The sequence below is a fragment of the Citrobacter sp. MGH110 genome, assembly GCF_001037515.1.
In the GTDB taxonomy this organism is placed as follows: Bacteria; Pseudomonadota; Gammaproteobacteria; order Enterobacterales; family Enterobacteriaceae; genus Citrobacter; species Citrobacter portucalensis.
The window spans coordinates 49,105-75,301 of the sequence record NZ_KQ089830.1; the positions used below are offsets into that span (position 1 = coordinate 49,105).

Here is a 26,197-nt window from a genome sequence, read left to right on the forward strand (position 1 = left end):
GCTATAACTCGCTAAGCTGTGACTCGACATACAGATAGCCAATGCCCATAAGTTGCTGGGTGCGATTAAGCTTACCGAAGCTTATCTGCGTGGCTCTGGCTCGCGGGTTATCGCCGTGATCGAATGGGTTAAACCCAGTTTGCTGCACCAGCGTATTGAGCCAGCTGTCGCCAAATGCGCAGCTACGCCCATACAACCATATTTGGTTAATATTCAGTATATTCAGAAAGTTATAAAGACTCAGCCCGATGGCGCTGGCGGCATTTTCGGCCCAGGCCTGAATGCGGACATCTCCGTGCTGCCAGGCCGCAATTAGCTGGTCAGTGGTGAGCGTTTCCGGATCGTAAAGGGATGTCGGCTGCGATTTCATCCACACCCGGGCCTGCTTTTTCAATGCGCTTAATGACGCTACGGTTTCCAGACAGCCATAGCGACCACAGTCACAGGCGACACCATCGGGATGAATGATGGTATGCCCAATCTGACCGCTGCCATACAGGCTACCGCGCCAGATGTTATCGTTAATCACAAACGATGAGCCAATACCGTAATCAACGTTAATCACGCAGAAATCACCGTTTGCCGCCGGGTTTTGCCATTTTTCCGCCAGCGCCAGCATCACGCAGTCATTGTCCAGCCGGACCTGCACGCCGAGCTTCTCCTCCAGCAGATATTTTATTTCCACCGGCGTTTTCCACGGGGCCTGGGGCATGGTTTTTGATGCACCGGTTATCGGATCAACTTGACCATGAACGCCAAGCGCCAGATTAATCGTCACATCGGGAAATTCCCGACGATACTCCCGCCAGTGTGCCGCCAGGGCTGACAGCAGCGCTTTTGGCGATTCGGGGTTGATGACTTCATGCTGCCAGTCGCCTACGGCCACCAGTCGCGCGTCCGCCAGTTGACTGGTGATGCTGGTGGGGGTGACGTTGATGCATAGCGTCCAGGCGCCTTTTTCTGGCAAATGATAGCTGCCGCTGCTCAAACCGCGCTGGCTTAAGGTTTCTCGCGAATGGCTGATTCTCCCTTCATCCATCAGTTCTTCGAGGATATTGCTGACCGCCGGGATCGACAGGCTGGTGAGCTGCGCCAGCTGTGACTTGCTGAGCTGTTTTTCCCGCCACAGGTGAGACAAAAAGATCTGTTTATTCGCCTGACGGACCCTGACGTTGTTGAACCCCGAACGCTGCATTCACTTAACTCCCTTAACTATATTGCGTGAGCATTGCGCATTTTAACGCCACCTAACTGCCGCAGAATAGCATCAAGTTGAATTTTTACTTTTGTTTATTGAGTGGAGAGCGGCATGTACGGTTCAGTTAAAGTCTGGCAGGAAACGATCACCCTCCCAACGTGGGCGGCGGGTGAAGAAGATGCCAACCCAATGTTTCTGGAAAAACGGGTGTATCAGGGATCTTCTGGAGCGGTTTACCCTTACGGCGTGATTGATACGCTGACCGGCAAACGTGAAATGCGCGACTATCAGGCGGTGTGGATGGAGAATGACTTCATTCGCATCATGCTGCTGCCGGAGTTAGGCGGGCGTATTCATCGAGCGTATGACAAAGTGCAGCAGCGCGACTTCGTCTACTACAACGAAGTGGTGAAACCCGCGCTGGTCGGTCTGCTTGGGCCGTGGATCTCCGGCGGTATCGAGTTTAACTGGCCGCAACATCATCGCCCGACCACCTTTATGCCGGTGGATTTTACTCAGCAGCAGGGTGAGCAGGGTGAATACACCGTGTGGATGGGTGAGGTTGAGCCTATGCGCGGTTTACAGGTAATGACCGGATTCACGCTGTATCCGGATCTCGCGTTGATCGAGATAACCGGGAAGGTGTTTAACGGTAACGCTACCCCGCGCCACTTCTTATGGTGGGCGAATCCGGCGGTGAAGGGCGGCGACGATCATCAGAGCGTGTTCCCTCCGGATGTGACGGCGGTATTTGACCATGGTAAGCGCGATGTCTCAGCGTTTCCCATCGCCACCGGCACATACTACAAAGTGGACTATTCGGCCGGTGTGGATATCTCACGCTACAAGAACGTACCCGTACCGACCTCCTATATGGCTGAAAAATCAGATTATGATTTTGTTGGCGCGTGGCATCACGGCGAGCGTGGTGGGTTGCTGCATGTGGCCGATCACCATGTTTCGCCGGGGAAAAAACAGTGGACATGGGGATACGGCGACTTTGGTGTTGCCTGGGATCGTAATCTCACCGATGACAACGGTCCGTATATTGAACTGATGACCGGGGTCTTTACCGATAATCAGCCGGATTTCACCTGGCTTGCGCCGTACGAAGAGAAAGTCTTCGTGCAAAACTTCTTGCCCTACAGCGAACTGGGAATGGTGCAAAACGCCAGCACGCAGTTGGCGCTTCGTCTGGTGCGTGAGCGTAGCCAGCTTTCTGTGGGCGTTTATGCGATTGCGCCGCTACGCGATGTTCAGGTTACGCTTGCTGCGCACGGGCAGCCGTTCTATGAAAATACCCTCACCCTTGAGCCAGGACAGAGCTGGCTGGCCGATGTGTCTGACAATGGCCATGCCCGGGTGACGATGACCGTCACAAGCGTCGATGGCACTACGCTTTTGCAGTACGAAGAGCACATCGCGAAAGAATTACCGCTGCCTTCGGCGGCCATTGCGCCAGCGCTGCCAGAAGCGCTTTCTAATACCGATGAACTCTATTTTATTGGTCAGCATCTGGAGCAGTACAACCACGCCAGCCGCTATGCCGAAGATTATTATCGCCGCGCGCTGGACGTTGATCCGCTGGACTACCGCAATAATGTGGCCCTGGGGACGCTGGCGCTAAACCGCGCCGACTGGGCGCTGGCGGCACAATGTGCTGGCAAGGCGCTGGAGCGGGCGCATAAGCTCAATAAAAATCCGCGTGATGGTGAGGCAAGTATGCTGCTGGCCGCCGCACAGGAACGTCAGGGCGATGATGACAGCGCGTGGGATAATTATTATAAGGCCAGCTGGAGCGGCAACTGCCGGGATGCAGCTTTCTGGTCGTTAGCGCGTTTGGCGATGAAGCGTCAGGACTACGCTGGCGCCTTGGAAAAGGTCGAGCAGAGCCTGCGCTTTAACGGCAGTAATAACCTGGCGATGGGACTGAAAGCGCTGGCGCTGGCAAAGCTTGATCGCAATGCGCAAGCGCTGGACTACATTCGCCAACAACTGGTTGATTATCCGCTGAGTTACACCCTGCACTATGCGCGCTGGGCTATTTGCCAGGACGAGGCGACGGCGAAAGCGCTGATCTCAATTACCGGGCGTCGCGGGACCAACGCGTGTGAACTGGCAGGCTGGCTGACTTCTTTGGGGCAAAAGGATGCTGCCCGTAGCGTGCTGGAACTGCTCGACAGCCAGGAAACGCTGCCGATGCTGTGGCGCGCTTCGCTGAGCGATAATCCACAACCGTTCATTGAACGTGCTCGTGAGTGTCTGCAAAACCGCGTGCGCTTCCCCAATACGCTGGATGAAGTGCAGATGCTGCAAACTCTTGAGCAAAGTGCTTTTGCCCGCTATTTCCTCGGCTGCTTCTGGTACAGCAAACGGCGTTATGCCGAGGCGGTTTCCTGCTGGCAGTTCACGCTTGCGCAGGAAGCGGATTTCGCACCGGTACACCGTTTACTGGGAATCTATGCCTGGAACAAACTGCACGATGCACAGCAGGCGATGCAGTATTTGTCGCAGGCCGTGGCGCTGGAACCACAGAATGCTCGCTTCCTGTTTGAACTCGACTATCTCAAGAAGTTAATGGCACAACCCGCTGAGCAGCGTCTGCAGCGACTGGAAGCCAGTAAAGAGATTGTCTTCCATCGAGACGATCTGACGGTGGAACTGCTCAGCTTGTGGAATGGGGTGGGGCGCTACGACGATGCCGCCGCGGTGTTACGTGAACGCGTGTTCCATCCGTGGGAAGGTGGTGAAGGTAAAGCCACCGGGCAATATATGCTGAATCAGATGCATCGTGCCCTGGCTGCCGTTCATTCCGGCGACCTGCAAACCGCCATCGCGCAGCTGCAACAGGCGTTGCACTACCCACAAAACCTCGGGGAAGGACGCTTGCCAGGGCAAACGGATAACGACATCTGGTATTTGCTGGGGCATTGCGCTCAGCTGCAAGGCCATTTCGAAGAATCTCAGCGCTACTTCTCCCGTGCGACGCGTGGCGGCAGCTCACTGGATGCCGGACGTTACTACAACGACCAGCCAGTGGACTATCTCTTCTGGCAGGGTATGGCGCAGAGAAAACTTGGCGATGACGCAGAGGCGGACGCTCTGTTCAATAGCTTCCTGCAATGGAGCGAGTCGCATCACGACAACGTGCCGGATGTCGATTTCTTTGCCGTATCGCTACCCGACCTGGTGGTGCTGGATACCTCAGCACAAGCAAAACACCAGCAACACTGCCTGTTTATCAATGCGCTCGGGCATCTGGGGCTGGGAAATAGCGCCGCCTGTCAGCGTGAACTTGATGAACTCCTGCAACTCAATCCGGCACATGACAAGGCATTACTGCTGCGTCACGCCATTAACGTAAGGCTTTTCCAGTAACACCCGAAACGGGTGGGGGTAACCTCACCCGAAACCTACTGTACCCTGCGTTTCCCTGAAAGAGGAATCATAATGAATAACGCGCAGACACATTTAAAGATTGGTTACGTCTGGACTATCTGCCTGGTTGCGGCCTGCGGAGGTTTACTGTTTGGCTATGACTGGGTGGTGATCGGCGGGGCAAAACCCTTCTATGAAGCATATTTCTCGATTACCGATCCGGCACAATCCGGCTGGGCGATGAGTTCCGCGCTGGTTGGTTGTATCTTTGGCGCGCTGATTTCCGGCTGGTGCGCCGATAAATTTGGCCGAAAAATGCCGCTGATTCTCTCAGCGATCCTCTTTAGCGCTTCCGCCTGGGGAACCGCCGTCGCCAGTAACTTCGATATGTTTATTGTTTATCGCATCGTTGGCGGCGTGGGGATTGGTCTGGCGTCTGCGCTAAGCCCACTGTATATCGCCGAGGTTAGCCCCGCTGAAAAGCGTGGTCGCTTTGTGGCCGTCAACCAGCTCACCATCGTCATTGGCGTGCTGGCGGCGCAGCTTATCAACCTGATGATTGCCGAACCTGTTGCCACAGGCGCTACGCAGCAGGCAATTGTTGAAAGCTGGAACGGTCAGACGGGCTGGCGCTGGATGTTTGGCGCAGAATTAGTGCCCGCGGTAATTTTCCTGGTGCTGATGTTCTTTGTTCCTGAATCGCCGCGCTGGCTGGTGAAAGCGGGAAAAGCCGATCGTGCGCGTGCCATGCTGCAGCGCATTGGTTCGGCGGAATATGCCGGGCAAACGCTGAAAGAGATTGAACATACGCTGCAAAAAGATAATCACAAGGTCGCGTGGTCAACGCTGTTACAACCACAGATCAAACCGATCGTGATTATTGGCATGGTGCTGGCAGTCTTCCAGCAGTGGTGTGGGATCAACGTTATTTTCAACTATGCGCAGGAGATCTTCGCCTCTGCCGGATTCGACATCAACGGTACGTTAAAATCGATCGTAGCGACCGGGATCATCAATCTGGTCTTTACCCTTGCCGCTCTGCCGCTGGTGGACAAAATTGGGCGTCGTAAACTGATGCTGTTTGGTGCATCAGGGCTGACGGTTATCTACGTACTCATTGCCGGGGCATACGGGTTGGGCATTCTGGGCTGGCCGGTTTTGGTTCTGGTGCTGGCGGCGATTGCCATTTACGCCCTGACGCTGGCTCCGGTGACCTGGGTACTGCTGTCTGAAATTTTCCCTAATCGCGTTCGCGGGTTGGCGATGTCGCTGGGGACGCTGGCGCTGTGGATTGCCTGCTTCCTGCTGACCTATACCTTCCCACTGCTGAATGCGAGTCTGGGCGCGTCGGGAAGCTTCCTGCTGTACGGTGTGATTTGCGCGATGGGCTTCATATATGTTCTGCGTAATGTGCCGGAAACCAAAGGCGTGACGCTGGAAGCGCTGGAAGAACAGCTTGCGGCGCAACATACAAAAGCTGGCGCATCAGCCCAGCAACGAAGCGCCCGATAATGGATGGTCTGCTGACGCTACAAAACGCACATCTGCGGATGTGCGTAGACTCGCAGGGCGGCTCGCTATTAAGTCTGATTTCGTTACAACATCAACAGGCCATTTTACGCGAAGGTCATGGTCAGCAACCCGGTGATTGCGGCCTGTTCCCGATGCTGCCGGTCGCGAATCGGGTGGCGGGAAATCGTTTTATGCTGCGCGGTGAAGAGGTGGTTTTACCTCAACATGGCGCAGATGACACCTTTTTCCTGCACGGTGACGGCTGGCTGCAACGCTGGCAGGTTATCACTGTCACCCAAAGCGGTTGTTTGCTGCAGTTGCGCAGTTGGCATCCCTGTGGCTACGACTATACGGCGCAGCTTTGCTATCAACTGGAAACCTCGAGCCTGCACGCCTCGTTGACGCTCACTCATTGCGGTGAGCAGCCAATGATTTACGGCTGCGGGTTCCATCCGTTTTTCGCCTTTGATAAGCGCAGTACTGCGCAGTTCACCGCCAGCGGCTACTGGCCGGAGGGGGAGCAGCATCTGCCGCTGGAATGGCAACGTGATATCCCTTCAGCGGCTGATTTCATGCATGCGCAATACGGTGAGGATAGCTGGCTGAATGTCGGATATTCTGGCTGGAGCGGGCGGGCCGTTATTCAGCGTGATGTGATGAAAGTCACGATTTTAGCGCAAACTCCGTGGTTGATGCTGTTCAGAATGTCGGGTGAGGAGTTCCTGTGTCTGGAGCCGCAAACGCATCCGGTGAATGCCCACAACATGCAGGGGCAGCCGGGATTGCAGGTTTTAGCGCAGGGAGAACGCTGCCATTTTGCGATGCAAATTAGCGTCGAATAGGGCAAAAATCATGTTATCTGCCTGTTAATGCTCTCTTGCGCCAGCCTGCGTTTGTCGCCAGACTATCGCCTCCAAACGGGAGGGATTCATGGCTTTGCATTCCACGCGCTGGCTGGCGCTCGGTTATTTCACCTATTTCTTTAGCTACGGTATCTTTCTGCCTTTCTGGAGCGTCTGGCTCGAAGGGCTAGGGCTGACGCCGGAAACCATCGGTTTACTGCTGGGCGCGGGGCTGATTGCCCGTTTTCTCGGTAGTTTGCTGATTGCGCCGCGTGTGAGCGATCCCTCTCGGCTGATCTCAGCGTTACGTATTCTGGCCCTGTTGACGCTGGTGTTTGCGCTGGCCTTCTGGGCGGGAACCAACGTGGCGTGGCTGATGGTGGTGATGGTCGGTTTCAACCTGTTTTTCTCACCGCTGGTACCGCTGACCGATGCGCTGGCCAACACCTGGCAGAAACAGATAACCATGGATTACGGTCGGGTGCGACTGTGGGGATCCGTGGCTTTTGTGATCGGCTCCGCGCTAACCGGCAAACTGGTGAGCCTGTTTGACTATCGGGTGATCCTGGTCCTGCTATCGCTTGGCGTCGCCTCGATGCTGCTGGGCATGATGATTCGCCCGAGCGTGCAGCCAGCGGGTGAAAACCGTCAGCAGGAGAGTGCGGGATGGCCCGCCTGGCGCGCGCTGATAACCCAGAGCTGGCGTTTTCTTGCTTGCGTGAGTCTGCTACAGGGGGCACATGCTGCGTATTATGGTTTCAGCGCCATCTATTGGCAGTCTGCCGGATATTCCGCTTCGGCGGTGGGCTATTTATGGTCACTAGGTGTGGTGGCGGAGGTGATTATTTTCGCACTTAGCCACAAGCTGTTCCGTCGCTTCAGCGCCCGCGATCTGCTGCTGCTTTCCGCCGTTTGCGGGGTGGTGCGTTGGGGATTGATGGGCTGGAGCACCGAGCTGCCGTGGCTGATCGTGGTGCAAATCCTCCATTGCGGAACCTTTACCGTCTGCCACCTGGCGGCAATGCGTTATATCGCGGCACGCCAGGGGAGCGAAGTTATTCGTTTGCAGGCGGTGTATTCCGCGATAGCGATGGGCGGCAGTATCGCCATCATGACCGTATTCGCGGGCTATCTGTACCAGAATCTGGGCAGCGGCGTGTTCTGGGTGATGGCGCTGGTGGCGCTCCCGGCAATCGTTCTGCGCCCGAAGGTGGTCGCGCAGCCTGCAACGTTATGATTCGAGGATTTTGCGGATCTGCTGCTGCTGATGCGACGTAAGCGCCAGATCCGCATGAATCAACGGGGGTGAAAATAGCGGTAACGGCGTGGTGTACGGCGTAATAATCAGCGTTACGCCGCGCGGGGCACCCTCTTTTTGAAAGTCCTGCATCGGCATATGTTTTACGTTGAGCGGCAGCAGCGTCAGTTCGCGCAGCTGTTGCTCTATATGTACTTCAAGTTGTTCGTTACTACCGGTCAGCAGGATAATCTGCTTTTCGTGTAAATCCTTCTCCTGCATCAGCCAGGCGCCGAAAATAACGGCCACCAGCCCGATCTCTTCTTCGGAAAATTGCACATCGTATTCGGCCTCGAAGCCGTGAATCGCCTCGCGGGTAGTACGAACCAGCCGGGGATAAAGGCGGCTGAACTCCTCCGGCAGCGTGTTATCAATGCCGATGGCAAACACGCTGCGGTTCAGTGCCTGAGCCAGGTGGATATACAACTGGTCATTCAGCCCTTGCTCATCGCTGAAGCGCACATTGCCATACTCGCGAAAACGCAGCACCAGCCGCGCAATAGCAAGGCGCAGGCGGCGATCCTGCTGGTGATTATCGCGAATCGGGTCGGGGATACGAAGCATTGAGAACAGCAACGCCATAAACAGCGATTCGCCCAGCGGCGCACTCTGCATGACGTGGCGCTGCCAGTGACGGCCAATTTCCTCGGCGAGCGGATATTCCGCGCAGGATTGCGCCCAGCGTTGCTGGAGTGGGTTAAATTCCGGGGTGATCCCCGCGTGGTGCTGTAGCAGGCAGTACTGTAAATACAGGCGCAGGAACTGGATGTCACGACACTCAAACGGTTTCTGCAAGCGCCGGGAACACAGATTAATGAGCGCGTGCAGATTGGTGTCGTCATACAGCGTACGTGCGATCCCCCGTTGTTTAAGTTCTGCTTTTAACGCCGGGGTAAACTGCTGGGCGATAAAGGCAGGGCAAATCCGCAGGCCACGGCGCAGCCACTGTAACAGACACAGACGTTGATTTAGCGGGGTTCCTTCGATCGTATAGCCACCATTCTGCGCGGTGGCTATCGCGAGCCGGTGATAGCGCTGGATTTCGAGTCCTGCGCCAATAATATCTTCCTGAACCGTGGCATCATCGACACCGTTGAGGGTGCTGAAGGTTTGTGTAGTAGCGATTTGCCCCGGCAGGAAAAGCGTCAGCAGCACCTGGCAACGGCGCTGGGGAGCGGAAAGTACAGATGGTGGGGCAAGCGTTGACATCATCTGTAGATTCTCCCGTGAGTATGTTTGATAAGAATAGCTAAAGTTTGCTCATAGATTTTGAGAATGGAATGCTTTCCACCAGGAATGCTGGAGAGCGTCACAGAATTTTTAACGTGCGGAACAGATAGCGGTAGTGGAACGCAGCGCGTTAATCCGCTTTTTCACTGTTTTATCTTTTGTTTAGATATGCCAGAGATGTACTGCATGTCATGTTAAACATGATGGAGAATATTTTATTCCGCTATGGGGTTCCGTTCACCCCAGAGTTATCACTTCTCTGAATCATAGATACCCGTGAACGTGCAAGGGAGGCTCACCGCCGCCTCCCTTGCATCCCAGGCTCCCGGCGGGAAAATCGTCGCGATGCGATTCATTCGTCTTATGCCGTCTGCCTGTCGGGACGGGGACGAGCCTGCGTCCCTGCAGGCCGTCCACTCTGCCCGCATCCATGCGGGCAGACCCGGTCAGCCGTCAACGACTCATCGATTTTCAGCCGGACCGGGGTCATCGCTTCAACGCTCTGACTTCCAGTGAAACCCGTTTTGCTGTTTAAACAAAAAACGCAGATGGTCAGGTGTGGGCTGGTCCGGCTGAAAATTGCCGACGTGTTTCCGTAAGGCCGGGAGAGCCAGCATGGATGCTGGCTCAGGGCGCGCTTTGCAAGGACGCTACCTCGCGCCCGGCCCGGTAGCCTGGAGGAATAAGCGGAGGGTATTGCGTAGCAACAATTTTCCCGCGGGGAGCCGGGATTGTTAAGGGTACGGCGATAGTACCCTTAACACGTTCACAGGCAGTATCGTTTCAGAGAAGTGAAAAACATAAGGTGAACGTAGCAATATACCGGAGGCAACAGATTCATTACCTCCGAAACAGCTGTCTGGCGTTACTTACCGCGGCTCAGCGTTAATCCAACATCACCACCTGGATGCACAGACAACAGCGTCTCTTTTGAGTAACCGCTTTCGCTCATCAGGCAGGCGCAGGCGGCGTCAAAGATAGCCAGCACCAGTAAAATTGATGTGGTGGCCAACATGTTCAGCGGGTCGGCCTCACGCTGGACGCCGGTGGAAATCACCAGTCTCGACGCTTTAGCAATGGCAGAATCGGCGTTTTCAGTCACGCTCAGAATCGGCACATTTCGCGCATTCAGCCCGGGCAGCAGCCGGGTGAGTTCGTCCGAATTCCCCCCACGCGACAGCATAATCACCAGGTCGTTGGCGCGTAAAAAACCGAGATCGCCATGCGCCGCGTCCGTCGCGTTGAGGTAAATCGCCGGACGTTCCACGCACGCAAGCATATGCGCCACTTTACGCGCCGCAATGCCGGAGGTGCCGACGCCGGTGACGACGATTTTCCCCTGACAGCCGCGCAGCTCCGCCATCAGCGACTGCCAGAGCGGTTCAGTCAGATGCTGTCCCAGACCCGCCAGGGCATCGCTATAGAGCTGAAATACGCCGGTGGCCTGAGACCAGGAGTCGCTCATGCGTCCTCCTGCATCAACTGGCGGTATTTCATATGATCCTGATACATCTCGTGGAATACCCGATATTTGCGATCGTAGTACTGCTTAATGCGATTAGTCTGCGGGGTAACCGTTTTACCAATCCGGCTCATCGCCGACATCGCTTCCGGGAAGGTTTCGAAAACGCCCGCGGCGATAGTTCCCATCATGGCGCCACCCAGCAGCATGGCTTCGCTCTCTTCAGGCAGCAGCATCGCGCAGCCGGTGGCGTTGGCATGTTCCTGAACGAAGATTGGGTTTTTCGTCCCGCCGCCGCTGGCCATTATCGTATCGATGGTGTAGCCGCTTTGATTCATCGTTTCAATGATATGGCGGGTTCCCAGCGCAATGGCCTGGATGGTCGCAAGGTACTGTAGCGCCATATCCTCCGGCGTACGTGACAGTTTCAGTCCGGTGATTGCGCCCGTGAGCGTTGGGTTAGCGCGCGGCGAGCGGTTGCCGTGGAAATAGGGCAGGATGTGCATATCGCGGGTTAAAAATGCGATATCTTCCGGCTCACCGGCCATTTTACGCAACAGCGCATTCAGCACTTCGTAAATGGTCTGCCCCTGAGATTTAGCTTGCGCCAGCAGGGTTTCGTAGAAAGGATGCGACTGAATAACGTGGTCGATTAACGCCCCTGTTGCCGACTGTCCACCTTCGTTGAGCCAGTATTCTGGCAGCACGGCTGAGTAGTAAGGACCCCAGACGCCACCGATAAAACGCGGCTCTTTGGAAATCGCCATGTGTCCAGTGGAAGTGCCGCCAATCAGCGCGATACGACGGTCAAAATCCGCCACCTCGCCGGAAACACCGCTTGCCCCGAGCGTGCCGAGGGTGCCGGCGTGGGCATCGATGATCGAGACGCTGACAGCGGTCCCCGGAATCAGCCCCATTTCGCTGGCGGCGCGCGCGGATAGCCCGTGACCGAGCGGTTCGCCCATGGTTTTCACGTAGCGACCAATTTTGGCGGCATCATGCTCCAGTAAATCTTCCAGCCCAATCTGGCGGAAATAGCTGGCATCCCATTTGTCTTCATGGCCCATATAGGTCCATTTACACACCGTCGAACACAATGAGCGCGTGTCATCGCCCGTTGCGCGCCAGGTCAGGAAATCGGGCAGGTCAAAGTAGTATCCCGCATTGGCCCAGGTGTTGGGCATATGTTGCTTCAGCCATAGCAGTTTTGGCGTCTGCATTTCCGGGGAGATAATGCCGCCAACGTAGTCCAGCACCCGATGATGCAGGGCGTTGATGCGCTCGGCCTGAGTAATGGCGCGGTGATCCATCCACACAATGATGTTCTGTTCGCTGCGCCCGGACGGGCTGATGGTCAGCGGTTTACCTTCTTTGTCCAGCACCACCAGTGAACAGGTCGCGTCAAAGCCCAGACCTTTCACCTGGATAGGGTTGATATCCGACTGGTTAATCGCATCGCGAACCGCGTTACACACCGCCTGCCAGATGTTATCGGAAGACTGCTCAACAAAATCGGCCTGCGGGCGGTAAATCTCGATGGCCCGACTGGCCTGACCGACCATTCTGCCGTTGAGATCAAACACGCCAGCACGGGCGCTTCCGGTTCCGACATCCACACCAATAAAGTAACTTGCCATAATTTTTTCTCCTGAAATCAGGCTTTACGATTCTGTAATGCGATAAAGAGGATCAGCACCGCGCCCCACAGCGCCATCGTCAGATAGCTGCTGACCCCCAGCAAGTTAAGGCCGCTTTCCAGCATTTGCAGCACAATCAGTGCCAGCACCAGGCCGATAATGCGCCCGAAGCCGCCATCCGGGTTGATACCGCCGAGGACGGAGGCAAGGATGGTGACCAGCAGGTAGGATTCACCGTATCCGGCTTTAGCTGAGTTGAATTTCGCCATCATCAAAATGGCGGCGACCCAGCCTAGCAGGGCAGAAATCACGTACACCGAAATTTGTACCCGTACGGTATTCACGCCGCTGTAGCGGGTAGCCTGTTCATTGGAACCAACGAGATACAGGCTGCGCCCAAGCGTGGTGTGTTCCAGCAGTACCCACAGCAGGATTGCCACCAGGAAAAAGAGCAGTAGCGCCACCGGAATACCGGCAATCGTGGCGTTACCAAGGTACTGAATGGCGGTCGGAAAACCGGAAATCACCGTCCCGTTGGAAAGCAGAATATTCAGCCCGGAGATAAGCGTCATCGTGCCGAGCGTGGCGAGAATAGGCGAAACCCCGACCCAGGCAATCAGCGCACCGTTGAGCGTGCCGATAGCCACCGCCACGGCAGCGCCTGCCAGCAGCGCCAGCACCAGAAACAGCGGGTTATCCGGATGGGTGACGATAATCGCCGCCATCACCAGCGAGCAGGCGTTTGCCCCGGCAATAATCGACAAGTTAATACCGCCGGTCAGCATGGTCATGCCCATCCCGAGAGCCAGCATGCCGAGGATTGGTAGCTGTGAGCCAATCGACTGGAAGTTAGCGACGCTGAAGAAACGGCTGCCGAGCAGGGCCGAGAAGACCAGGGCGACGACCACAATAATCACGCATTGCAGACGAATGATGGCATCACCGGGTAAAAATCTGGCGATTGTTTTCATCTCAAAGCTCCCTTGCCAGTTTGCGTTTTTCGTTCCAGGCCGTGGCGCTAATGCTGACCAGGATAATGGCGCCGCTGAACACGGTGTGCCAGTAAGAGGAGACGCTGAGCAGCGTCAGGCCATTTTGTAAGAAGGCCAGCAGAACCACGCCGAGCAGGGTTCCGGTCAACGTACCGCGCCCGCCGCTCATGCTGGTTCCGCCGAGTACTACCGCCGCCAGCACCGTCAGCTCAAAGCCGAGCAGCGAATTGGGCGCAACTGACTGGGTGATTTGCGCCTGAACCACGGCGGCAACGCCTGCCAGAATGCCCATGTAGCCATAGACGTAGAAATGCAGCTTCAGCAGATTCAGCCCCAGGCGCGAGGCCGCGTCGCGGTTGCCGCCCATGGCGTAAACCTGACGGCCAAGACGGGTATAGTTCATCAGCACGGCGGTAAAGATGATCACCGCCGCCAGGCACAGCAGGGGCAGGGTCAAACCGTAGTCGTAGCCATCCGCCGCGGTGAACGAGAACCAGTTAATGCCGTTCATAAACCAGTCCGGGAAGCCGTACAGCCAGGTGCCTTTGGTGGCGTAAACCAGCAGACCGTAGTAGACGTTCAACGTGGCGATGGTAATGATGATTGCCGGAACGCGTAGCCAATAGACCAGAAAACCGTTGATCAGCCCAAGCAGCAGGCCCACCGCAATGGCGATGATTAACGCCAGCGCGAAGTTGCCGCCGTGACCGATAACCCAACTGGCCATTGCATACTGGGCTATCGCGGTCATCGCCGGAAATGAGATGTCGATCCCGCCGGAAATCAGCACTACAAACAGCCCACAGGCCAGGATGCCGAGAATCGCGTAGCTGGTGGCCACATCCGTCAGGTTCCCCAAAGACAAGAACTCGTCGGTGCTGATGCTCAGCCCAACGGCAAGGGCTACAACCAGCAGGCCCAGCCAGAACTCATGTTGCCCGATTAAACGGGAGAGATGCATCTTATTCATTGATTACCTCGACCACTTCAGCAATCTCCTCTTCACGGCATTGATGAGGATTAAATTCCGCCACCAGCTTGCCGCGACGCATTACCAGCACACGGTGGCTGTTGTAATACGCTTCCGGGATTTCATCGCAAATCATCAGCACCGCCATACCCTGTTCAGCCAAATCGCGGGCTATCTGGTAAATACCTTCTTTGTTGGCGATATCCACGCCGACGGTAGGCGAGTCGAGGATCAGGATGCGGGGATTGGTCGCCACCCATTTGGCAATGGCGATACGCTGGGCATTACCGCCGGAAAGGGTTTTGACCGGCAGGTGCGGATCGGACACTTTGATATTCAGTTCGCGGATTAAATCGGCGACCAACTTTTGCGCTTTACGGTGATCGAGCAGGCCGCTACCGGTGTGCAGTTGATCAAACACCGTGACGATGGTGTTGTCGTAGATCGACTGCTCCATGATCAGCCCCTGCGTCAGGCGATCTTCTGAGACATAGCCGATCCCGTGTTGGATGGCATCATGGTTATTGCGCAGAGTAACCGGCTGACCGTTAATGCGAATCTCGCCGCTTTCCGGGTGCGTCATGCCAAACAGGCTCAGACAAAGCTCAGTGCGCCCGGCACCCAGCAGACCAACAATGGAGACGATCTCGCCGCCGTGCAGCGACAGATTAATGTTTTGGTATTTGCCTCTGCGGCTCAGATTGCGCAGCTCAAGCAGCGGCTCTTGCTCAATCGCGGGCCTTTCCGGCAACGGGCTGTAGTGGAAGCGTTGTCCGGTCATCAGGAAGGCCAGCTCGTGGCTGTCGAGTTCGCTGGCAGGGTATGTACCCACCAGTTTGCCGTCGCGCATTACGCTGATGCGGTCAGCCACTTCCATCACCTCATCCAGACGATGGCTGACAAACACGACGCAAATTCCGGCCGCTTTCAGTTCATTAACTACTCGCATCAGGCCATTAACCTCCTGGCGGGTTAGCGAGGCGGTGGGCTCGTCCATAATCACCAGACGCGCATCGGCGGCAATCGCCCGGCAAATGGCGACCAGCTGTCGATCAGCAATTGAGAGTTTTTCAACTTTTTTATCGGGATCGATATTCACCCCAATACGTTTCATGGCTGCCAGCGCCTGCTGCTTCATGGTGCCGCGACGCACCCAGATATCGCCACCCGGCAGATAGCGGTTGACCGCGATATTTTCTGCGACGCTAAAGTTGGGGAACAACGACAGGTCCTGATAAATAACCTGAATGCCATAATGGGAAGAGAGCTGCGGCGTCAGATGATGGAACAATTTTCCGTCGAGTAAAATCTGCGCGCCTTTTTCCGGATGATAAACCCCGGAGATCACTTTAATAATGGTACTTTTACCACAGCCGTTTTGACCCGCCAGACAGTGAACTTCGCCTTTTCTCAGCGTCAGATTCACGTTATCCAGCGCCAGCACGCCCGGGAATTGTTTGCTGATATTCTCAAGAGTGATAAATGCGGTGGTGTCTGCCATGGACAATACCCCTGCGCGCGTCCGGGGGGACGCTGAGTGTTAGTTTGGTTGATAGCGCCGACCAGACGGTCGGCGTTAAGGTTCCCTGGTGTTGGCTAAAGCCTTAGAAACCAAGTGATTGTGCGTTGTCTTTGGTGACTTCGAGGATCTTGTTAAAGCGGATCACTTTCTTCTCCGTGTCGATATCGGCTTTCCCTAAACCATCGATACTCAGATCGGCGTTCACTTCTTTGCCCTGCAACAGCTGATCGGCAACGGTGACCAGCGCGTAGCCCGCGTCTTTTGGATCCCACAGCAGCGCTTTTTTGATATCACCGCGCATCAGGTAAGGTGCTGCCTGCGCTGGCATAGCGATCCCGACGACGGCGATCTTATCTTTGGCGCGTTTTTTCTGCACAGCCTGACCCGCACCGATTGGACCCAGTGAGCCGAAGCCGATAATGCCCTTCATCTGCGGGTAGGTTTTCATCAGATCCAGCGTTGTGGCGTAGGATTTATCGATACTTTCCGCGACCGGCAGACGTGAAGTGACTTCGAACATTTCCGGATATTTTTCTTTCTGGTACTTAATCGCATAATCCGCCCACGCGTTATGCAGTGGGACCGTCAGCGAACCAACATAGATGGCATATCCGCCTTTGCCGCCCATATTTTTCGCTAACTCATCGACGTTAGCCTGTGCGTATTTTTCACTATCGATGGTTTCGATATCCCACTGGCCAATTTGCTCATCCGGGGATTCGTGCGTCAGCACCACGATGCCTTTATCGCGCGCTTTTTTCAGTACCGGCTCAAGGACCTTGGCATCATTCGGCACCACGATGATCGCATTAACGTTTTTGGCGATCAGATCCTCAATCACTTTCACCTGCTGCGCCGGGTCCGGCGTTGAAGGTCCGGTCTGGTAAGCATTCACATCCAGTTTTTTTGCTGCTTCATTTACGCCGGTTTCCATCCGGTTAAACCATGGGATCCCGGTGACTTTGGCAACCACAGCAATTTCATATTTTTCCGCCGCAAAGGACGTGCCGGACAACATGCATGCAGAAACCAGGGTTGCACTGAGTAATGCGAGTTTGAATTTCATAGTTGTACCTTTCGTAGGGGGCAGGACATGTCACGGCGTGAAGTTAACAATGAATGGAAGAGGGAATGAATCATAAGTTTGGTAAATGTGATATACGCCCATTATTGTGAATTTATAGAAATAAAATGGTTAACAATTAGTTAAATTTGCATGGTTTTACATTCAAATTTTCAAATTATGTGTTAATTAAATATTAAAATGAAACCATTAATTAACATTTTGTTATCATTTGACTTAAGTTTTGACGCCTAAAAGGTGTTTGGGGGGAATTTCCCGAAGAAGAAATTATCGAAATTGAGAACTGAATCGATACCGGAAAAGGGTGCTCAATATTTTTTCGTTCAATGGTATCCTCAGCACACTTTCGCCAAACCCGGCATCATTATTTGTGGCGGTGTAGATTTTCATCGTGGAGAACTCATGCAAGGCGTTAAACGTATCATTATCACGTTGTTTCTCGCTGTCCTGTCCTTTGGCGCAGGCGCGCATCCCCACAGCTTTATCCATCTGAAAACTGAGATAGTGAGCGAGAATGACCAGTTCGTCGCGCTGAAAATGCGCTGGACGATGGATGAAATTACCTCGGCGGATCTGCTTTACGATGCGGGAAATGCCAAACCTGGTGATGAGATCTGGAAGAAACTGGCGGCGGAAGTGATGGCCAACGTTCTCGGGCAGCACTATTTCACCGAAGTGTGGCACGACGGGAAAAAGGTAAAGTTTAAAAACAGGCCGACGGAATATGGCATGGCGCGGGAGGAACACCAGGCAGTGCTGACGTTCGTTTTGCCGCTGGCCGAAGCTCAGCCGCTGAGTGGTCAAAAATATACCATTTCAACCTTCGACCCGACCTACTACGTTGATATGAGCTATGACAAAGACAGCGACGCCAGGCTGGGGCAGGCCATAAGCCAGAAATGCCGGATTTCAGTACATACGCCGACGCCCAATGAACAAACGCTGAGCTTTGCGCAGTCGCTGGATAAAGAAGACGCACCGCCGGAGGATATGGAGTTGGGTAAACAGTTTGCACAGACGGTAACGCTGCAATGTCAGTAGTTTATCAACAACGTGCAGCCAGACGTCGCTGGCTGACGCTATGGCCGCTGGCTGTCTTTTTGCTGTTGGCGGCAGGCGGCATACTGTGGCTATGGCAGGCCTGGCCGCAGGTGATGATGAAAAGTGTCGTCTGGCAGCGCGACGTTAACCAACAGATGAGCGGGTTGCTGAAAGCGGTTGCTGCCAGGCCGGCCCAGGCCGGGGGATCGCTGCTGCTGTTTAGTTTTCTCTACGGCGTTCTGCACGCGCTGGGGCCGGGACATGGAAAAGTCGTCATTACCACCTGGCTGGCAACGCACCCCTCGAAGCTGAAGTCGAGTATTGGCCTGACGCTGGCCTCATCTTTATTACAGGGGCTGGTCGCCATCGGACTGGTGGTTGTGGTGCTTACCATCTTGCAGTTGCCCGCACGACAGCTACATATGAGTAGTTTCTGGCTGGAGAAAGGGAGTTATGCTCTGGTTGGCGTGTTGGGTGTTTTATTGTGCGTCCGTGCGCTGAAGAAATTGCGCCAGCTGCTGCGCCGCCCAAAATTCACTGCCTTCACGCCGCATCATGTGCATCACGAGGGTTGCGGCTGCGGGCATCAGCATTTGCCCGATCCTGAACAACTGCAAAATGGTGATGACTGGCGTGCCCGGTTGATGATCGTGCTGTCTATGGGGATGCGCCCGTGCTCGGGGGCCATCATGGTTTTACTGTTCAGCAAAGTGGTTGGCGTGTTTAGCTGGGGTATGGCGTCGGCGCTGGCGATGGCGGCAGGAACCTCTTTGACGATTACGTCACTGGCTCTGCTGGTACACAGTTTCCGCTCGCTGGCGGTGAAACTTAGCGGGCATAAAGCGCCGGTATTGTGGCGACAGATTGGCTGGACGACGCTGGCGTTAGCCGGTGGTGCGGTGCTGATCGCTGCTGCGGTAGTGATGTGGATGAGTGCGGTGCCGGTAGGGCGAGGGATAAGACCGTTTTAGCACTGTTGTAGGATGAATGCCTGATGGCGCTTCGCTTATCAGGCCTACGGGGAACTTCCCTGGTAGGCCGGATAAGGCGCTAGCCGCCATCCGGCATCAACGATTAACGCTTCAGCGCATCGCTCAGTTCGTCACGCATGTTAGCCAGCATGGCTTTCACTACGCGCGGGTTACCTGCAACGATGTTGCCGGTCGCCATGTAGTTATGACCACCGGTAAAGTCGCAAACCAGTGCGCCAGCTTCACGGGCAATCAGCTCACCTGCGGCGAAATCCCACGGGCGCAGGCCAATTTCGAAATAACCGTCAACGCGGGCTGCGGCAACGTAGGCCAGATCCAGCGCAGCAGAACCGGTGCGGCGGAAGTCCGCGCATTCGGTAAACATGTTGCCCAGAATTTTCATGTAAGAAGCGGCGTGCTGTTTGGCTTTGAACGGGAAACCGGTGGCGATGATGGTGCCATCCAGATCGCGGGCGGTGCTGCCACGCAGGCGGTAGCCGTTCAGCTGTGCGCCCTGGCCACGGGTTGCGGTGAACAGTTCGTTACGCATTGGATCGTAAACAACGGCGACTTCAGTACGGCCTTTGATGCGTACTGCGATGGATACCGCGAAGTGCGGCAGACGTTTTACGAAGTTGGTGGTGCCATCCAGTGGATCGATAACCCATTGAACATCCAAATCTTCACCAACATGTTCACCGCTTTCTTCGGTGATGATGGTGTGCTGTGGGTAAGATTTGCGAATCGTTTCGATAATAATCGCTTCGGCGGCTTTATCGACGTTAGTCACGAAATCATTGCTGCCTTTCTGGCTGGTTTCTACAGAGTCTGGGGTTTCGTAGTGTTTGGCAATTACATTACCCGCCTTGCGCGCTGCGCGCACGGCGATGGTCAGCATCGGATGCATCGGTCTCTCTCACTGGATGTTAAAGAACGGGAAAACGGCGCAGAGTATAGCAGCGAGTTCGGAATATGTCTTCGTTTTATGATAATATGCCCGAATAATCTTTAGCCGAAGAAATACAATGCTGCAAAATATTCGAATCGTGCTGGTGGAAACCTCTCACACTGGCAACATGGGCTCTGTAGCCCGCGCAATGAAAACCATGGGTTTAACCAATCTGTGGCTGGTAAATCCACTGGTTAAACCGGACTCCCAGGCCATCGCCCTGGCAGCGGGTGCCAGTGATGTGATCGGCAGCGCGCAGATCGTCGATACGCTCGATGAAGCGCTGGCGGGCTGTAGCCTGGTGGTAGGCACCAGTGCGCGTTCCCGCACGCTGCCGTGGCCGATGCTGGATCCGCGTGAATGCGGTTTAAAAAGTGTCTCTGAAGCGACGAACTCGCCGGTGGCGCTGGTCTTTGGTCGTGAACGTGTTGGTCTGACCAACGAAGAGCTACAGAAGTGCCATTATCACGTCGCCATTGCCGCGAACCCGGAATACAGTTCGCTCAACCTGGCGATGGCAGTGCAGGTCATCTCTTATGAAGTGCGCATGGCCTGGCTGGCGACGCAGGAAAGCGACAAGACCGTAGATTACGAAGAAGCAGAGTATCCGCTGGTCGATGATTTAGAGCGTTTTTACGGTCATCTGGAGCAAACGCTGCTGTCGACCGGGTTTATCCGTGAAGGGCACCCGGGGCAGGTGATGAATAAGCTGCGCCGTCTGTTTACCCGTGCGCGTCCAGAGAGCCAGGAGTTGAACATCCTGCGCGGGATTTTAGCTTCAATCGAGCAGCAGAATAAAAGCAAGTAACTGTACTAATGCCGGATGCGCTCCGTTTATCCGGCCTACAGGCCGCACGATTTGCAGGCCGGATAAACGGAGCGCATCCGGCAAGTGAAAATGGCACTGAAGGTTAAATACCTGACTAAATTAGTCAAGTAAATAGTTGACTGATTTAGTCGGGAATGTCAGACTTGCCCCTGCTATGCAATACCCCCATTTTACAATAAAAAACCCCGGGCAGGGGCGAGTTTGAGGCTAAGTAAGACATGAGACTGACATCAAAAGGGCGTTATGCCGTGACCGCAATGTTGGACGTTGCGCTCAACTCCGAAACGGGCCCGGTACCGTTGGCTGATATTTCTGAACGTCAGGGAATTTCCCTGTCATATCTGGAGCAGCTGTTTTCCCGTTTGCGTAAAAACGGTCTGGTTTCCAGCGTACGTGGACCAGGCGGCGGGTATCTGCTGGGTAAAGATGCCGGCAGCATCGCAGTAGGTGAAGTGATTAGCGCTGTTGACGAGTCTGTAGATGCGACCCGTTGCCAGGGCAAAGGCGGTTGTCAGGGCGGCGATAAATGCCTGACCCACGCGCTGTGGCGCGATCTGAGCGATCGTCTGACCGGTTTCCTCAACAACATTACGTTGGGCGAACTGGTAAATAATCAGGAAGTCCTGGATGTGTCTGGTCGCCAGCATACCCATGACGCTCCACGCACTAATCGTGCTCAAGACGCGATCGACGTTAAGTTACGCGCATAATAAAAGTATTTTAGAATCAGGCCGGGGTGCTACACACCCCGTTAACTCGGTCGTACATCCAGCCGGTTGCCTGATTCCTTGCATTGAAGCGATGTACGGAGTTTATAGAGCAATGAAATTACCGATCTATCTCGACTACTCCGCAACCACGCCGGTGGACCCGCGTGTTGCCGAGAAAATGATGCAGTGTCTGACCCTGGACGGAAACTTTGGTAACCCAGCGTCTCGTTCACACCGTTTCGGCTGGCAGGCTGAAGAGGCGGTAGATATCGCCCGTAACCAGATTGCCGACCTCGTGGGCGCTGACCCGCGTGAAATCGTATTTACTTCCGGTGCGACTGAATCCGATAACCTGGCGATTAAAGGTGCAGCCAACTTTTATCAGAAAAAAGGCAAGCACATCATCACCAGCAAAACCGAACACAAAGCCGTGCTGGATACCTGTCGTCAGCTGGAGCGTGAAGGGTTTGAAGTTACCTACCTCGCCCCGCAGCGTAACGGCATTATCGACCTGAAAGAACTTGAAGCGGCAATGCGTGACGACACCATCCTCGTGTCCATCATGCATGTGAACAACGAAATCGGCGTGGTGCAGGATATCGCGACTATCGGCGAAATGTGCCGTGCTCGCGGCATCATCTATCACGTTGATGCGACCCAGAGCGTGGGCAAACTGCCTATCGATCTGAGCCAACTGAAAGTTGACCTGATGTCCTTCTCCGGCCACAAAATCTATGGTCCGAAAGGTATCGGCGCGCTGTACGTTCGTCGTAAACCGCGTATTCGTATTGAAGCGCAGATGCACGGCGGCGGTCACGAGCGCGGTATGCGTTCCGGTACGCTGCCTGTGCACCAGATCGTCGGCATGGGTGAAGCATACCGTATCGCTAAAGAAGAGATGGAAACCGAGATGGCGCGCCTGCGCAGTCTGCGTAACCGTCTGTGGAACGGCGTGAAAGATATGGAAGAGGTGTACCTCAACGGTGACCTCGAGCAGGGCGCACCGAACATTCTCAACGTCAGCTTCAACTTTGTTGAAGGCGAGTCGCTGATTATGGCGCTGAAAGACCTGGCTGTATCCTCCGGTTCTGCATGTACTTCTGCAAGCCTGGAGCCATCCTACGTGCTGCGCGCGCTGGGGATGACCGACGAGCTGGCGCACAGCTCAATTCGTTTCTCTTTAGGTCGTTTCACTACCGAAGAAGAGATTGACTACGCCATCAATCTGGTTCGCAACTCCATCGGCCGCCTGCGCGACCTTTCTCCGCTGTGGGAAATGTTCAAACAGGGCGTGGATCTGAACAGCATTGAATGGTCACATCACTAATCGGTACCGATAAGGAGAATTCAGCATGGCTTACAGCGAAAAAGTAATCGATCATTACGAGAATCCACGTAACGTGGGCTCTTTTGACAACAGCGACGAGAACGTGGGCAGCGGCATGGTGGGTGCACCGGCCTGTGGCGACGTGATGAAGTTGCAGATCAAAGTCAACAATGAGGGTATCATTGAAGACGCGCGTTTCAAGACTTACGGCTGCGGTTCCGCTATTGCTTCCAGCTCTCTGGTTACCGAATGGGTAAAAGGGAAATCTCTGGACGAAGCACAGGCGATTAAAAACACCGATATCGCCGACGAGCTTGAACTGCCACCGGTGAAAATTCACTGCTCTATTCTGGCTGAAGACGCGATTAAAGCCGCGATTGCGGATTACAAAAGCAAACGTGAAGCAAAATAATTAAGAGTTGAGGTTTTATTATGTCGATTACCTTAAGCGACAGTGCAGCAGCGCGTGTAAATACCTTCCTGGCAAACCGCGGTAAAGGGTTTGGTCTGCGTCTGGGCGTGAGAACCTCCGGCTGCTCAGGTATGGCCTATGTACTGGAATTTGTTGACGAGCCGGCGGCTGAAGATACCGTGTTTGAAGACAAAGGCGTAAAAGTCGTGATCGACGGTAAGAGCCTGCAATTCCTCGACGGTACGCAGTTAGACTTCGTCAAAGAAGGTCTGAACGAAGGGTTTAAGTTCACTAACCCGAACGTGAAAGACGAATGTGGATGCGGCGAAAGCTTCCACGTGTAACGCGCTTACTGATAACCCCACCGTGGTCGCCTGCGCGTGGGGTTTGTTTTACCTGACTCTCTGGTTTTGCCTCATCGAACAACAGAGAATCGATGCCCTGAGAATGTTATGGACTACTTCACCCTCTTTGGCTTACCGGCGCGTTATCAGCTCGATACTCAGGCGCTGAGCCTACGTTTTCAGGATCTACAACGTCAGTATCATCCTGATAAATTCGCCAGCGGTTCCCAGGCGGAACAACTTGCTGCGGTTTCGCAGTCCGCCACTATCAACCAGGCCTGGCAAACGCTGCGTCATCCTTTGATGCGCGCCGAATACTTATTGTCTTTACACGGTTTTGATATCCGCAGCGAGCAGCACACGGTGCGCGATACCGCGTTCCTGATGGAGCAACTGGAGCTGCGTGAAGAGCTGGACGAGATTGAACAGGCAAAAGACAGTCAACGTTTAGATGCGTTTATGAAACGCGTCAGCGAAATGTATAACGTTCGCCATCAACTGATGGTGGAACAGCTGGATAGCGAGACGTGGGACGCAGCGGCAGATACCGTGCGTAAGCTGCGTTTTCTCGATAAACTGCGAAGCAGTGCAGAACAACTCGAAGAAAAACTGCTCGATTTTTAATTTCCGGAAGCGAAAATGGCCTTATTACAAATTAGTGAGCCTGGTCTGAGCGCCGCGCCGCACCAGCGTCGTCTGGCGGTAGGTATCGATTTAGGCACTACCAACTCCCTGGTTGCGACCGTACGCAGTGGCCAGGCCGAAACGCTGGCAGACCATGAAGGTCGCCACCTGTTGCCGTCAGTGGTTCACTATCAGCAGCAGGGCTACTCTGTCGGTTACGATGCCCGCGCCAATGCAGCGTTGGATACGGCAAACACCGTTAGCTCGGTAAAACGCATGATGGGCCGCTCTCTGGCGGATATCCAGGCGCGTTACCCGCATCTGCCATATACGTTCCAGGCGAGCGAAAACGGTCTGCCGATGATTGAAACCGCTGCCGGTTTGCTTAATCCGGTGCGCGTCTCCGCTGATATTCTGAAAGCGCTGGCCGCGCGGGCTACCGAATCGCTGTCCGGCGAACTGGACGGCGTGGTAATCACCGTTCCGGCTTACTTTGACGATGCACAGCGTCAGGGGACCAAAGACGCCGCGCGTCTGGCGGGCCTGCACGTATTGCGTCTGCTGAACGAACCGACCGCAGCGGCGATCGCGTATGGTCTGGACTCCGGTCAGGAAGGCGTGATCGCAGTCTACGATCTTGGCGGCGGTACTTTTGATATTTCTATTCTGCGCCTGAGCCGTGGCGTGTTTGAAGTGCTGGCGACCGGCGGTGATTCCGCGCTCGGCGGCGACGATTTTGACCATCTGCTGGCCGATTACATTCGCGAGCAGGCGGGCGTGGCCGATCGCAGCGATAACCGCGTACAGCGTGAACTGCTGGATGCCGCGATTGCAGCGAAAATCGCGCTTAGCGACGCTGATTCTGTAACGGTTAACGTGGCTGGATGGCAGGGTGAAATCACCCGTGAAACCTTTAATGAACTCATTTCCGCACTGGTCAAGCGTACGCTGCTGGCCTGCCGTCGCGCGCTGAAAGATGCGGGCGTGGAGCCGCAAGATGTGCTGGAAGTGGTGATGGTTGGCGGTTCAACGCGCGTACCTCTGGTACGTGAACGCGTCGGTGAATTTTTTGGCCGTACGCCGCTGACCTCTATTGACCCGGACAAAGTGGTCGCTATCGGTGCGGCAATCCAGGCGGATATTCTCGTCGGAAATAAACCGGACAGCGAAATGCTGCTGCTGGACGTTATCCCGCTGTCTCTGGGACTGGAAACCATGGGCGGTCTGGTGGAGAAAGTGATCCCGCGTAACACCACTATCCCAGTGGCGCGCGCGCAGGACTTTACCACCTTTAAAGATGGCCAAACCGCGATGTCCATTCACGTGATGCAGGGCGAGCGTGAGCTGGTGCAGGACTGCCGTTCACTGGCGCGTTTTGCGCTGCGCGGCATCCCGGCATTGCCAGCAGGCGGTGCGCACATCCGCGTGACCTTCCAGGTGGATGCCGATGGGCTGCTGAGCGTCACCGCCATGGAGAAATCCACAGGCGTTGAGTCCTCAATCCAGGTTAAACCGTCCTACGGTCTGACCGACAGTGAAATCGCCTCCATGATTCAGGATTCGATGAGTTTTGCCGAGCAGGACGTTAAAGCGCGTATGCTGGCAGAACAGAAAGTCGAAGCGGCACGCGTACTGGAGAGTTTATCCGGTGCGCTGAACGCTGATGCCGCGCTGTTAAGCGCCGCAGAACGTCAGGCTATCGACACCGCCGCCGCGCACTTGAGCGAGGTTGCACAGGGTGACGATGTTGACGCGATAGAACAAGCCATTAAAAACGTAGACAAACAAACCCAGGAATTCGCCGCTCGCCGCATGGACAAATCCGTCCGTAGCGCGCTGAAAGGCCATTCCGTGGACGAGGTTTAA

The 26,197-nt window shown here is 55.0% G+C and carries 22 protein-coding genes; 13 read left to right on the forward strand and 9 right to left on the reverse strand.

The features are described 5' to 3' along the window. Position 1: 1 nt before the first annotated feature. Positions 2-1,195: an ROK family transcriptional regulator gene (locus tag SK38_RS00240; protein ID WP_048215773.1), complete on the reverse strand. Its 1,194-nt coding sequence runs from the start codon at positions 1,193-1,195 to the stop codon at positions 2-4. A 114-nt stretch (positions 1,196-1,309) separates the two neighbouring features. On the opposite strand from SK38_RS00240, the gene SK38_RS00245 reads away from it, so the two are divergent. The 4 genes from SK38_RS00245 (at position 1,310) to SK38_RS00260 (ending at position 8,167) form a co-directional block, all read left to right on the forward strand. Then, a complete protein-coding gene (locus tag SK38_RS00245; protein ID WP_048234715.1) occupies positions 1,310-4,576 on the forward strand; it encodes a DUF5107 domain-containing protein in 3,267 nt (1,088 codons plus the stop codon). A gap of 72 nt (positions 4,577-4,648) precedes the next feature. After that, entirely contained in the window at positions 4,649-6,088 is a 1,440-nt protein-coding gene (locus tag SK38_RS00250; RefSeq protein WP_048234717.1) for a sugar porter family MFS transporter, read from the forward strand. Then, on the forward strand, positions 6,088-6,930 hold the full coding sequence (locus tag SK38_RS00255) for an aldose 1-epimerase (RefSeq protein WP_048234719.1): 843 nt from the start codon (positions 6,088-6,090) through the stop codon (positions 6,928-6,930). The genes SK38_RS00250 and SK38_RS00255 overlap by 1 nt, the downstream gene beginning before the upstream one ends. A gap of 88 nt (positions 6,931-7,018) precedes the next feature. Further along, positions 7,019-8,167, forward strand: a complete 1,149-nt coding sequence (locus SK38_RS00260; RefSeq protein WP_008785472.1) for a 3-phenylpropionate MFS transporter — start codon at positions 7,019-7,021, stop codon at positions 8,165-8,167. Here SK38_RS00260 and csiE read toward each other — a convergent pair. From csiE to SK38_RS00295, 7 genes are all read right to left on the reverse strand, one after another. After that, positions 8,162-9,439 (reverse strand): stationary phase inducible protein CsiE, encoded by a 1,278-nt coding sequence (csiE, locus tag SK38_RS00265; RefSeq protein ID WP_048234721.1) that lies wholly within the window; start codon positions 9,437-9,439, stop codon positions 8,162-8,164. The two genes, SK38_RS00260 and csiE, sit on opposite strands and share 6 nt — an antisense overlap. A gap of 883 nt (positions 9,440-10,322) precedes the next feature. Further along, positions 10,323-10,922 (reverse strand): KpsF/GutQ family sugar-phosphate isomerase, encoded by a 600-nt coding sequence (locus SK38_RS00270; RefSeq protein ID WP_008785470.1) that lies wholly within the window; start codon positions 10,920-10,922, stop codon positions 10,323-10,325. Further along, positions 10,919-12,556 carry an FGGY-family carbohydrate kinase gene (locus SK38_RS00275; protein ID WP_048234723.1) on the reverse strand — a complete coding sequence of 546 codons (1,638 nt, stop codon included), beginning with the start codon at positions 12,554-12,556 and terminating at the stop codon, positions 10,919-10,921. Before SK38_RS00275 ends, SK38_RS00270 begins: the two co-directional genes overlap by 4 nt. A 17-nt stretch (positions 12,557-12,573) precedes the next feature. After that, on the reverse strand, positions 12,574-13,527 hold the full coding sequence (locus tag SK38_RS00280) for an ABC transporter permease (protein WP_003037658.1): 954 nt from the start codon (positions 13,525-13,527) through the stop codon (positions 12,574-12,576). Between the two features lies 1 nt (position 13,528). Further along, positions 13,529-14,518 carry an ABC transporter permease gene (locus SK38_RS00285; protein WP_008785467.1) on the reverse strand — a complete coding sequence of 330 codons (990 nt, stop codon included), beginning with the start codon at positions 14,516-14,518 and terminating at the stop codon, positions 13,529-13,531. After that, the gene (locus SK38_RS00290) at positions 14,511-16,019 is read right to left on the reverse strand and encodes a sugar ABC transporter ATP-binding protein (RefSeq protein ID WP_048234725.1); all 1,509 of its coding nucleotides are present in this window, start codon (positions 16,017-16,019) and stop codon (positions 14,511-14,513) included. The genes SK38_RS00285 and SK38_RS00290 overlap by 8 nt, the downstream gene beginning before the upstream one ends. A 103-nt stretch (positions 16,020-16,122) precedes the next feature. Then, entirely contained in the window at positions 16,123-17,106 is a 984-nt protein-coding gene (locus SK38_RS00295) for an autoinducer 2 ABC transporter substrate-binding protein (protein WP_003037665.1), read from the reverse strand. A 420-nt stretch (positions 17,107-17,526) separates the two neighbouring features. On the opposite strand from SK38_RS00295, the gene SK38_RS00300 reads away from it, so the two are divergent. Together SK38_RS00300 and SK38_RS00305 are read left to right on the forward strand one after the other, a co-directional pair. Further along, positions 17,527-18,165 (forward strand): DUF1007 family protein, encoded by a 639-nt coding sequence (locus SK38_RS00300; protein ID WP_032944224.1) that lies wholly within the window; start codon positions 17,527-17,529, stop codon positions 18,163-18,165. Next, complete coding sequence (locus SK38_RS00305; RefSeq protein WP_048234728.1) at positions 18,156-19,136, forward strand: nickel/cobalt transporter; 981 nt, start codon at positions 18,156-18,158, stop codon at positions 19,134-19,136. The genes SK38_RS00300 and SK38_RS00305 overlap by 10 nt, the downstream gene beginning before the upstream one ends. A 103-nt stretch (positions 19,137-19,239) precedes the next feature. On the opposite strand, the gene suhB is transcribed toward SK38_RS00305, so the two are convergent. Further along, complete coding sequence (gene suhB / locus SK38_RS00310) at positions 19,240-20,043, reverse strand: inositol-1-monophosphatase (protein WP_003835237.1); 804 nt, start codon at positions 20,041-20,043, stop codon at positions 19,240-19,242. 118 nt (positions 20,044-20,161) lie between these two features. On the opposite strand from suhB, the gene trmJ reads away from it, so the two are divergent. The 7 genes from trmJ to hscA all read left to right on the forward strand — a co-directional run bounded on the left by trmJ (position 20,162) and on the right by hscA (position 26,197). Continuing rightward, positions 20,162-20,893: a tRNA (cytosine(32)/uridine(32)-2'-O)-methyltransferase TrmJ gene (gene trmJ / locus SK38_RS00315; RefSeq protein WP_003835235.1), complete on the forward strand. Its 732-nt coding sequence runs from the start codon at positions 20,162-20,164 to the stop codon at positions 20,891-20,893. Positions 20,894-21,132: 239 nt separating this feature from the next. Further along, positions 21,133-21,624, forward strand: a complete 492-nt coding sequence (gene iscR, locus SK38_RS00320; protein WP_003037674.1) for a Fe-S cluster assembly transcriptional regulator IscR — start codon at positions 21,133-21,135, stop codon at positions 21,622-21,624. Between the two features lie 112 nt (positions 21,625-21,736). Next, on the forward strand, positions 21,737-22,951 hold the full coding sequence (gene iscS / locus SK38_RS00325) for a cysteine desulfurase (protein ID WP_003835233.1): 1,215 nt from the start codon (positions 21,737-21,739) through the stop codon (positions 22,949-22,951). Positions 22,952-22,976: 25 nt separating this feature from the next. Further along, on the forward strand, positions 22,977-23,363 hold the full coding sequence (gene iscU / locus SK38_RS00330) for a Fe-S cluster assembly scaffold IscU (RefSeq protein WP_002913991.1): 387 nt from the start codon (positions 22,977-22,979) through the stop codon (positions 23,361-23,363). A 20-nt stretch (positions 23,364-23,383) separates the two neighbouring features. Further along, positions 23,384-23,707 (forward strand): iron-sulfur cluster assembly protein IscA, encoded by a 324-nt coding sequence (iscA, locus tag SK38_RS00335; protein ID WP_003835203.1) that lies wholly within the window; start codon positions 23,384-23,386, stop codon positions 23,705-23,707. A 108-nt stretch (positions 23,708-23,815) separates the two neighbouring features. Further along, the gene (hscB, locus tag SK38_RS00340; RefSeq protein WP_003835201.1) at positions 23,816-24,331 is read left to right on the forward strand and encodes a co-chaperone HscB; all 516 of its coding nucleotides are present in this window, start codon (positions 23,816-23,818) and stop codon (positions 24,329-24,331) included. A 15-nt stretch (positions 24,332-24,346) separates the two neighbouring features. Further along, positions 24,347-26,197: a Fe-S protein assembly chaperone HscA gene (hscA, locus tag SK38_RS00345; protein WP_003838439.1), complete on the forward strand. Its 1,851-nt coding sequence runs from the start codon at positions 24,347-24,349 to the stop codon at positions 26,195-26,197.

Excerpts from the sequence above, each read along its gene's own strand:
- SK38_RS00240 (WP_048215773.1), bottom strand. The coding sequence starts at position 1,195 with ATGCAGCGTTCGGGGTTCAACAACGTCAGGGTCCGTCAGGCGAATAAA.
- SK38_RS00245 (WP_048234715.1), top strand. The coding sequence starts at position 1,310 with ATGTACGGTTCAGTTAAAGTCTGGCAGGAAACGATCACCCTCCCAACG.
- SK38_RS00250 (WP_048234717.1), top strand. The coding sequence starts at position 4,649 with ATGAATAACGCGCAGACACATTTAAAGATTGGTTACGTCTGGACTATC.
- SK38_RS00255 (WP_048234719.1), top strand. The coding sequence starts at position 6,088 with ATGGATGGTCTGCTGACGCTACAAAACGCACATCTGCGGATGTGCGTA.
- SK38_RS00260 (WP_008785472.1), top strand. The coding sequence starts at position 7,019 with ATGGCTTTGCATTCCACGCGCTGGCTGGCGCTCGGTTATTTCACCTAT.
- csiE (WP_048234721.1), bottom strand. The coding sequence starts at position 9,439 with ATGATGTCAACGCTTGCCCCACCATCTGTACTTTCCGCTCCCCAGCGC.
- SK38_RS00270 (WP_008785470.1), bottom strand. The coding sequence starts at position 10,922 with ATGAGCGACTCCTGGTCTCAGGCCACCGGCGTATTTCAGCTCTATAGC.
- SK38_RS00275 (WP_048234723.1), bottom strand. The coding sequence starts at position 12,556 with ATGGCAAGTTACTTTATTGGTGTGGATGTCGGAACCGGAAGCGCCCGT.
- SK38_RS00280 (WP_003037658.1), bottom strand. The coding sequence starts at position 13,527 with ATGAAAACAATCGCCAGATTTTTACCCGGTGATGCCATCATTCGTCTG.
- SK38_RS00285 (WP_008785467.1), bottom strand. The coding sequence starts at position 14,518 with ATGAATAAGATGCATCTCTCCCGTTTAATCGGGCAACATGAGTTCTGG.
- SK38_RS00290 (WP_048234725.1), bottom strand. The coding sequence starts at position 16,019 with ATGGCAGACACCACCGCATTTATCACTCTTGAGAATATCAGCAAACAA.
- SK38_RS00295 (WP_003037665.1), bottom strand. The coding sequence starts at position 17,106 with ATGAAATTCAAACTCGCATTACTCAGTGCAACCCTGGTTTCTGCATGC.
- SK38_RS00300 (WP_032944224.1), top strand. The coding sequence starts at position 17,527 with ATGCAAGGCGTTAAACGTATCATTATCACGTTGTTTCTCGCTGTCCTG.
- SK38_RS00305 (WP_048234728.1), top strand. The coding sequence starts at position 18,156 with ATGTCAGTAGTTTATCAACAACGTGCAGCCAGACGTCGCTGGCTGACG.
- suhB (WP_003835237.1), bottom strand. The coding sequence starts at position 20,043 with ATGCATCCGATGCTGACCATCGCCGTGCGCGCAGCGCGCAAGGCGGGT.
- trmJ (WP_003835235.1), top strand. The coding sequence starts at position 20,162 with ATGCTGCAAAATATTCGAATCGTGCTGGTGGAAACCTCTCACACTGGC.
- iscR (WP_003037674.1), top strand. The coding sequence starts at position 21,133 with ATGAGACTGACATCAAAAGGGCGTTATGCCGTGACCGCAATGTTGGAC.
- iscS (WP_003835233.1), top strand. The coding sequence starts at position 21,737 with ATGAAATTACCGATCTATCTCGACTACTCCGCAACCACGCCGGTGGAC.
- iscU (WP_002913991.1), top strand. The coding sequence starts at position 22,977 with ATGGCTTACAGCGAAAAAGTAATCGATCATTACGAGAATCCACGTAAC.
- iscA (WP_003835203.1), top strand. The coding sequence starts at position 23,384 with ATGTCGATTACCTTAAGCGACAGTGCAGCAGCGCGTGTAAATACCTTC.
- hscB (WP_003835201.1), top strand. The coding sequence starts at position 23,816 with ATGGACTACTTCACCCTCTTTGGCTTACCGGCGCGTTATCAGCTCGAT.
- hscA (WP_003838439.1), top strand. The coding sequence starts at position 24,347 with ATGGCCTTATTACAAATTAGTGAGCCTGGTCTGAGCGCCGCGCCGCAC.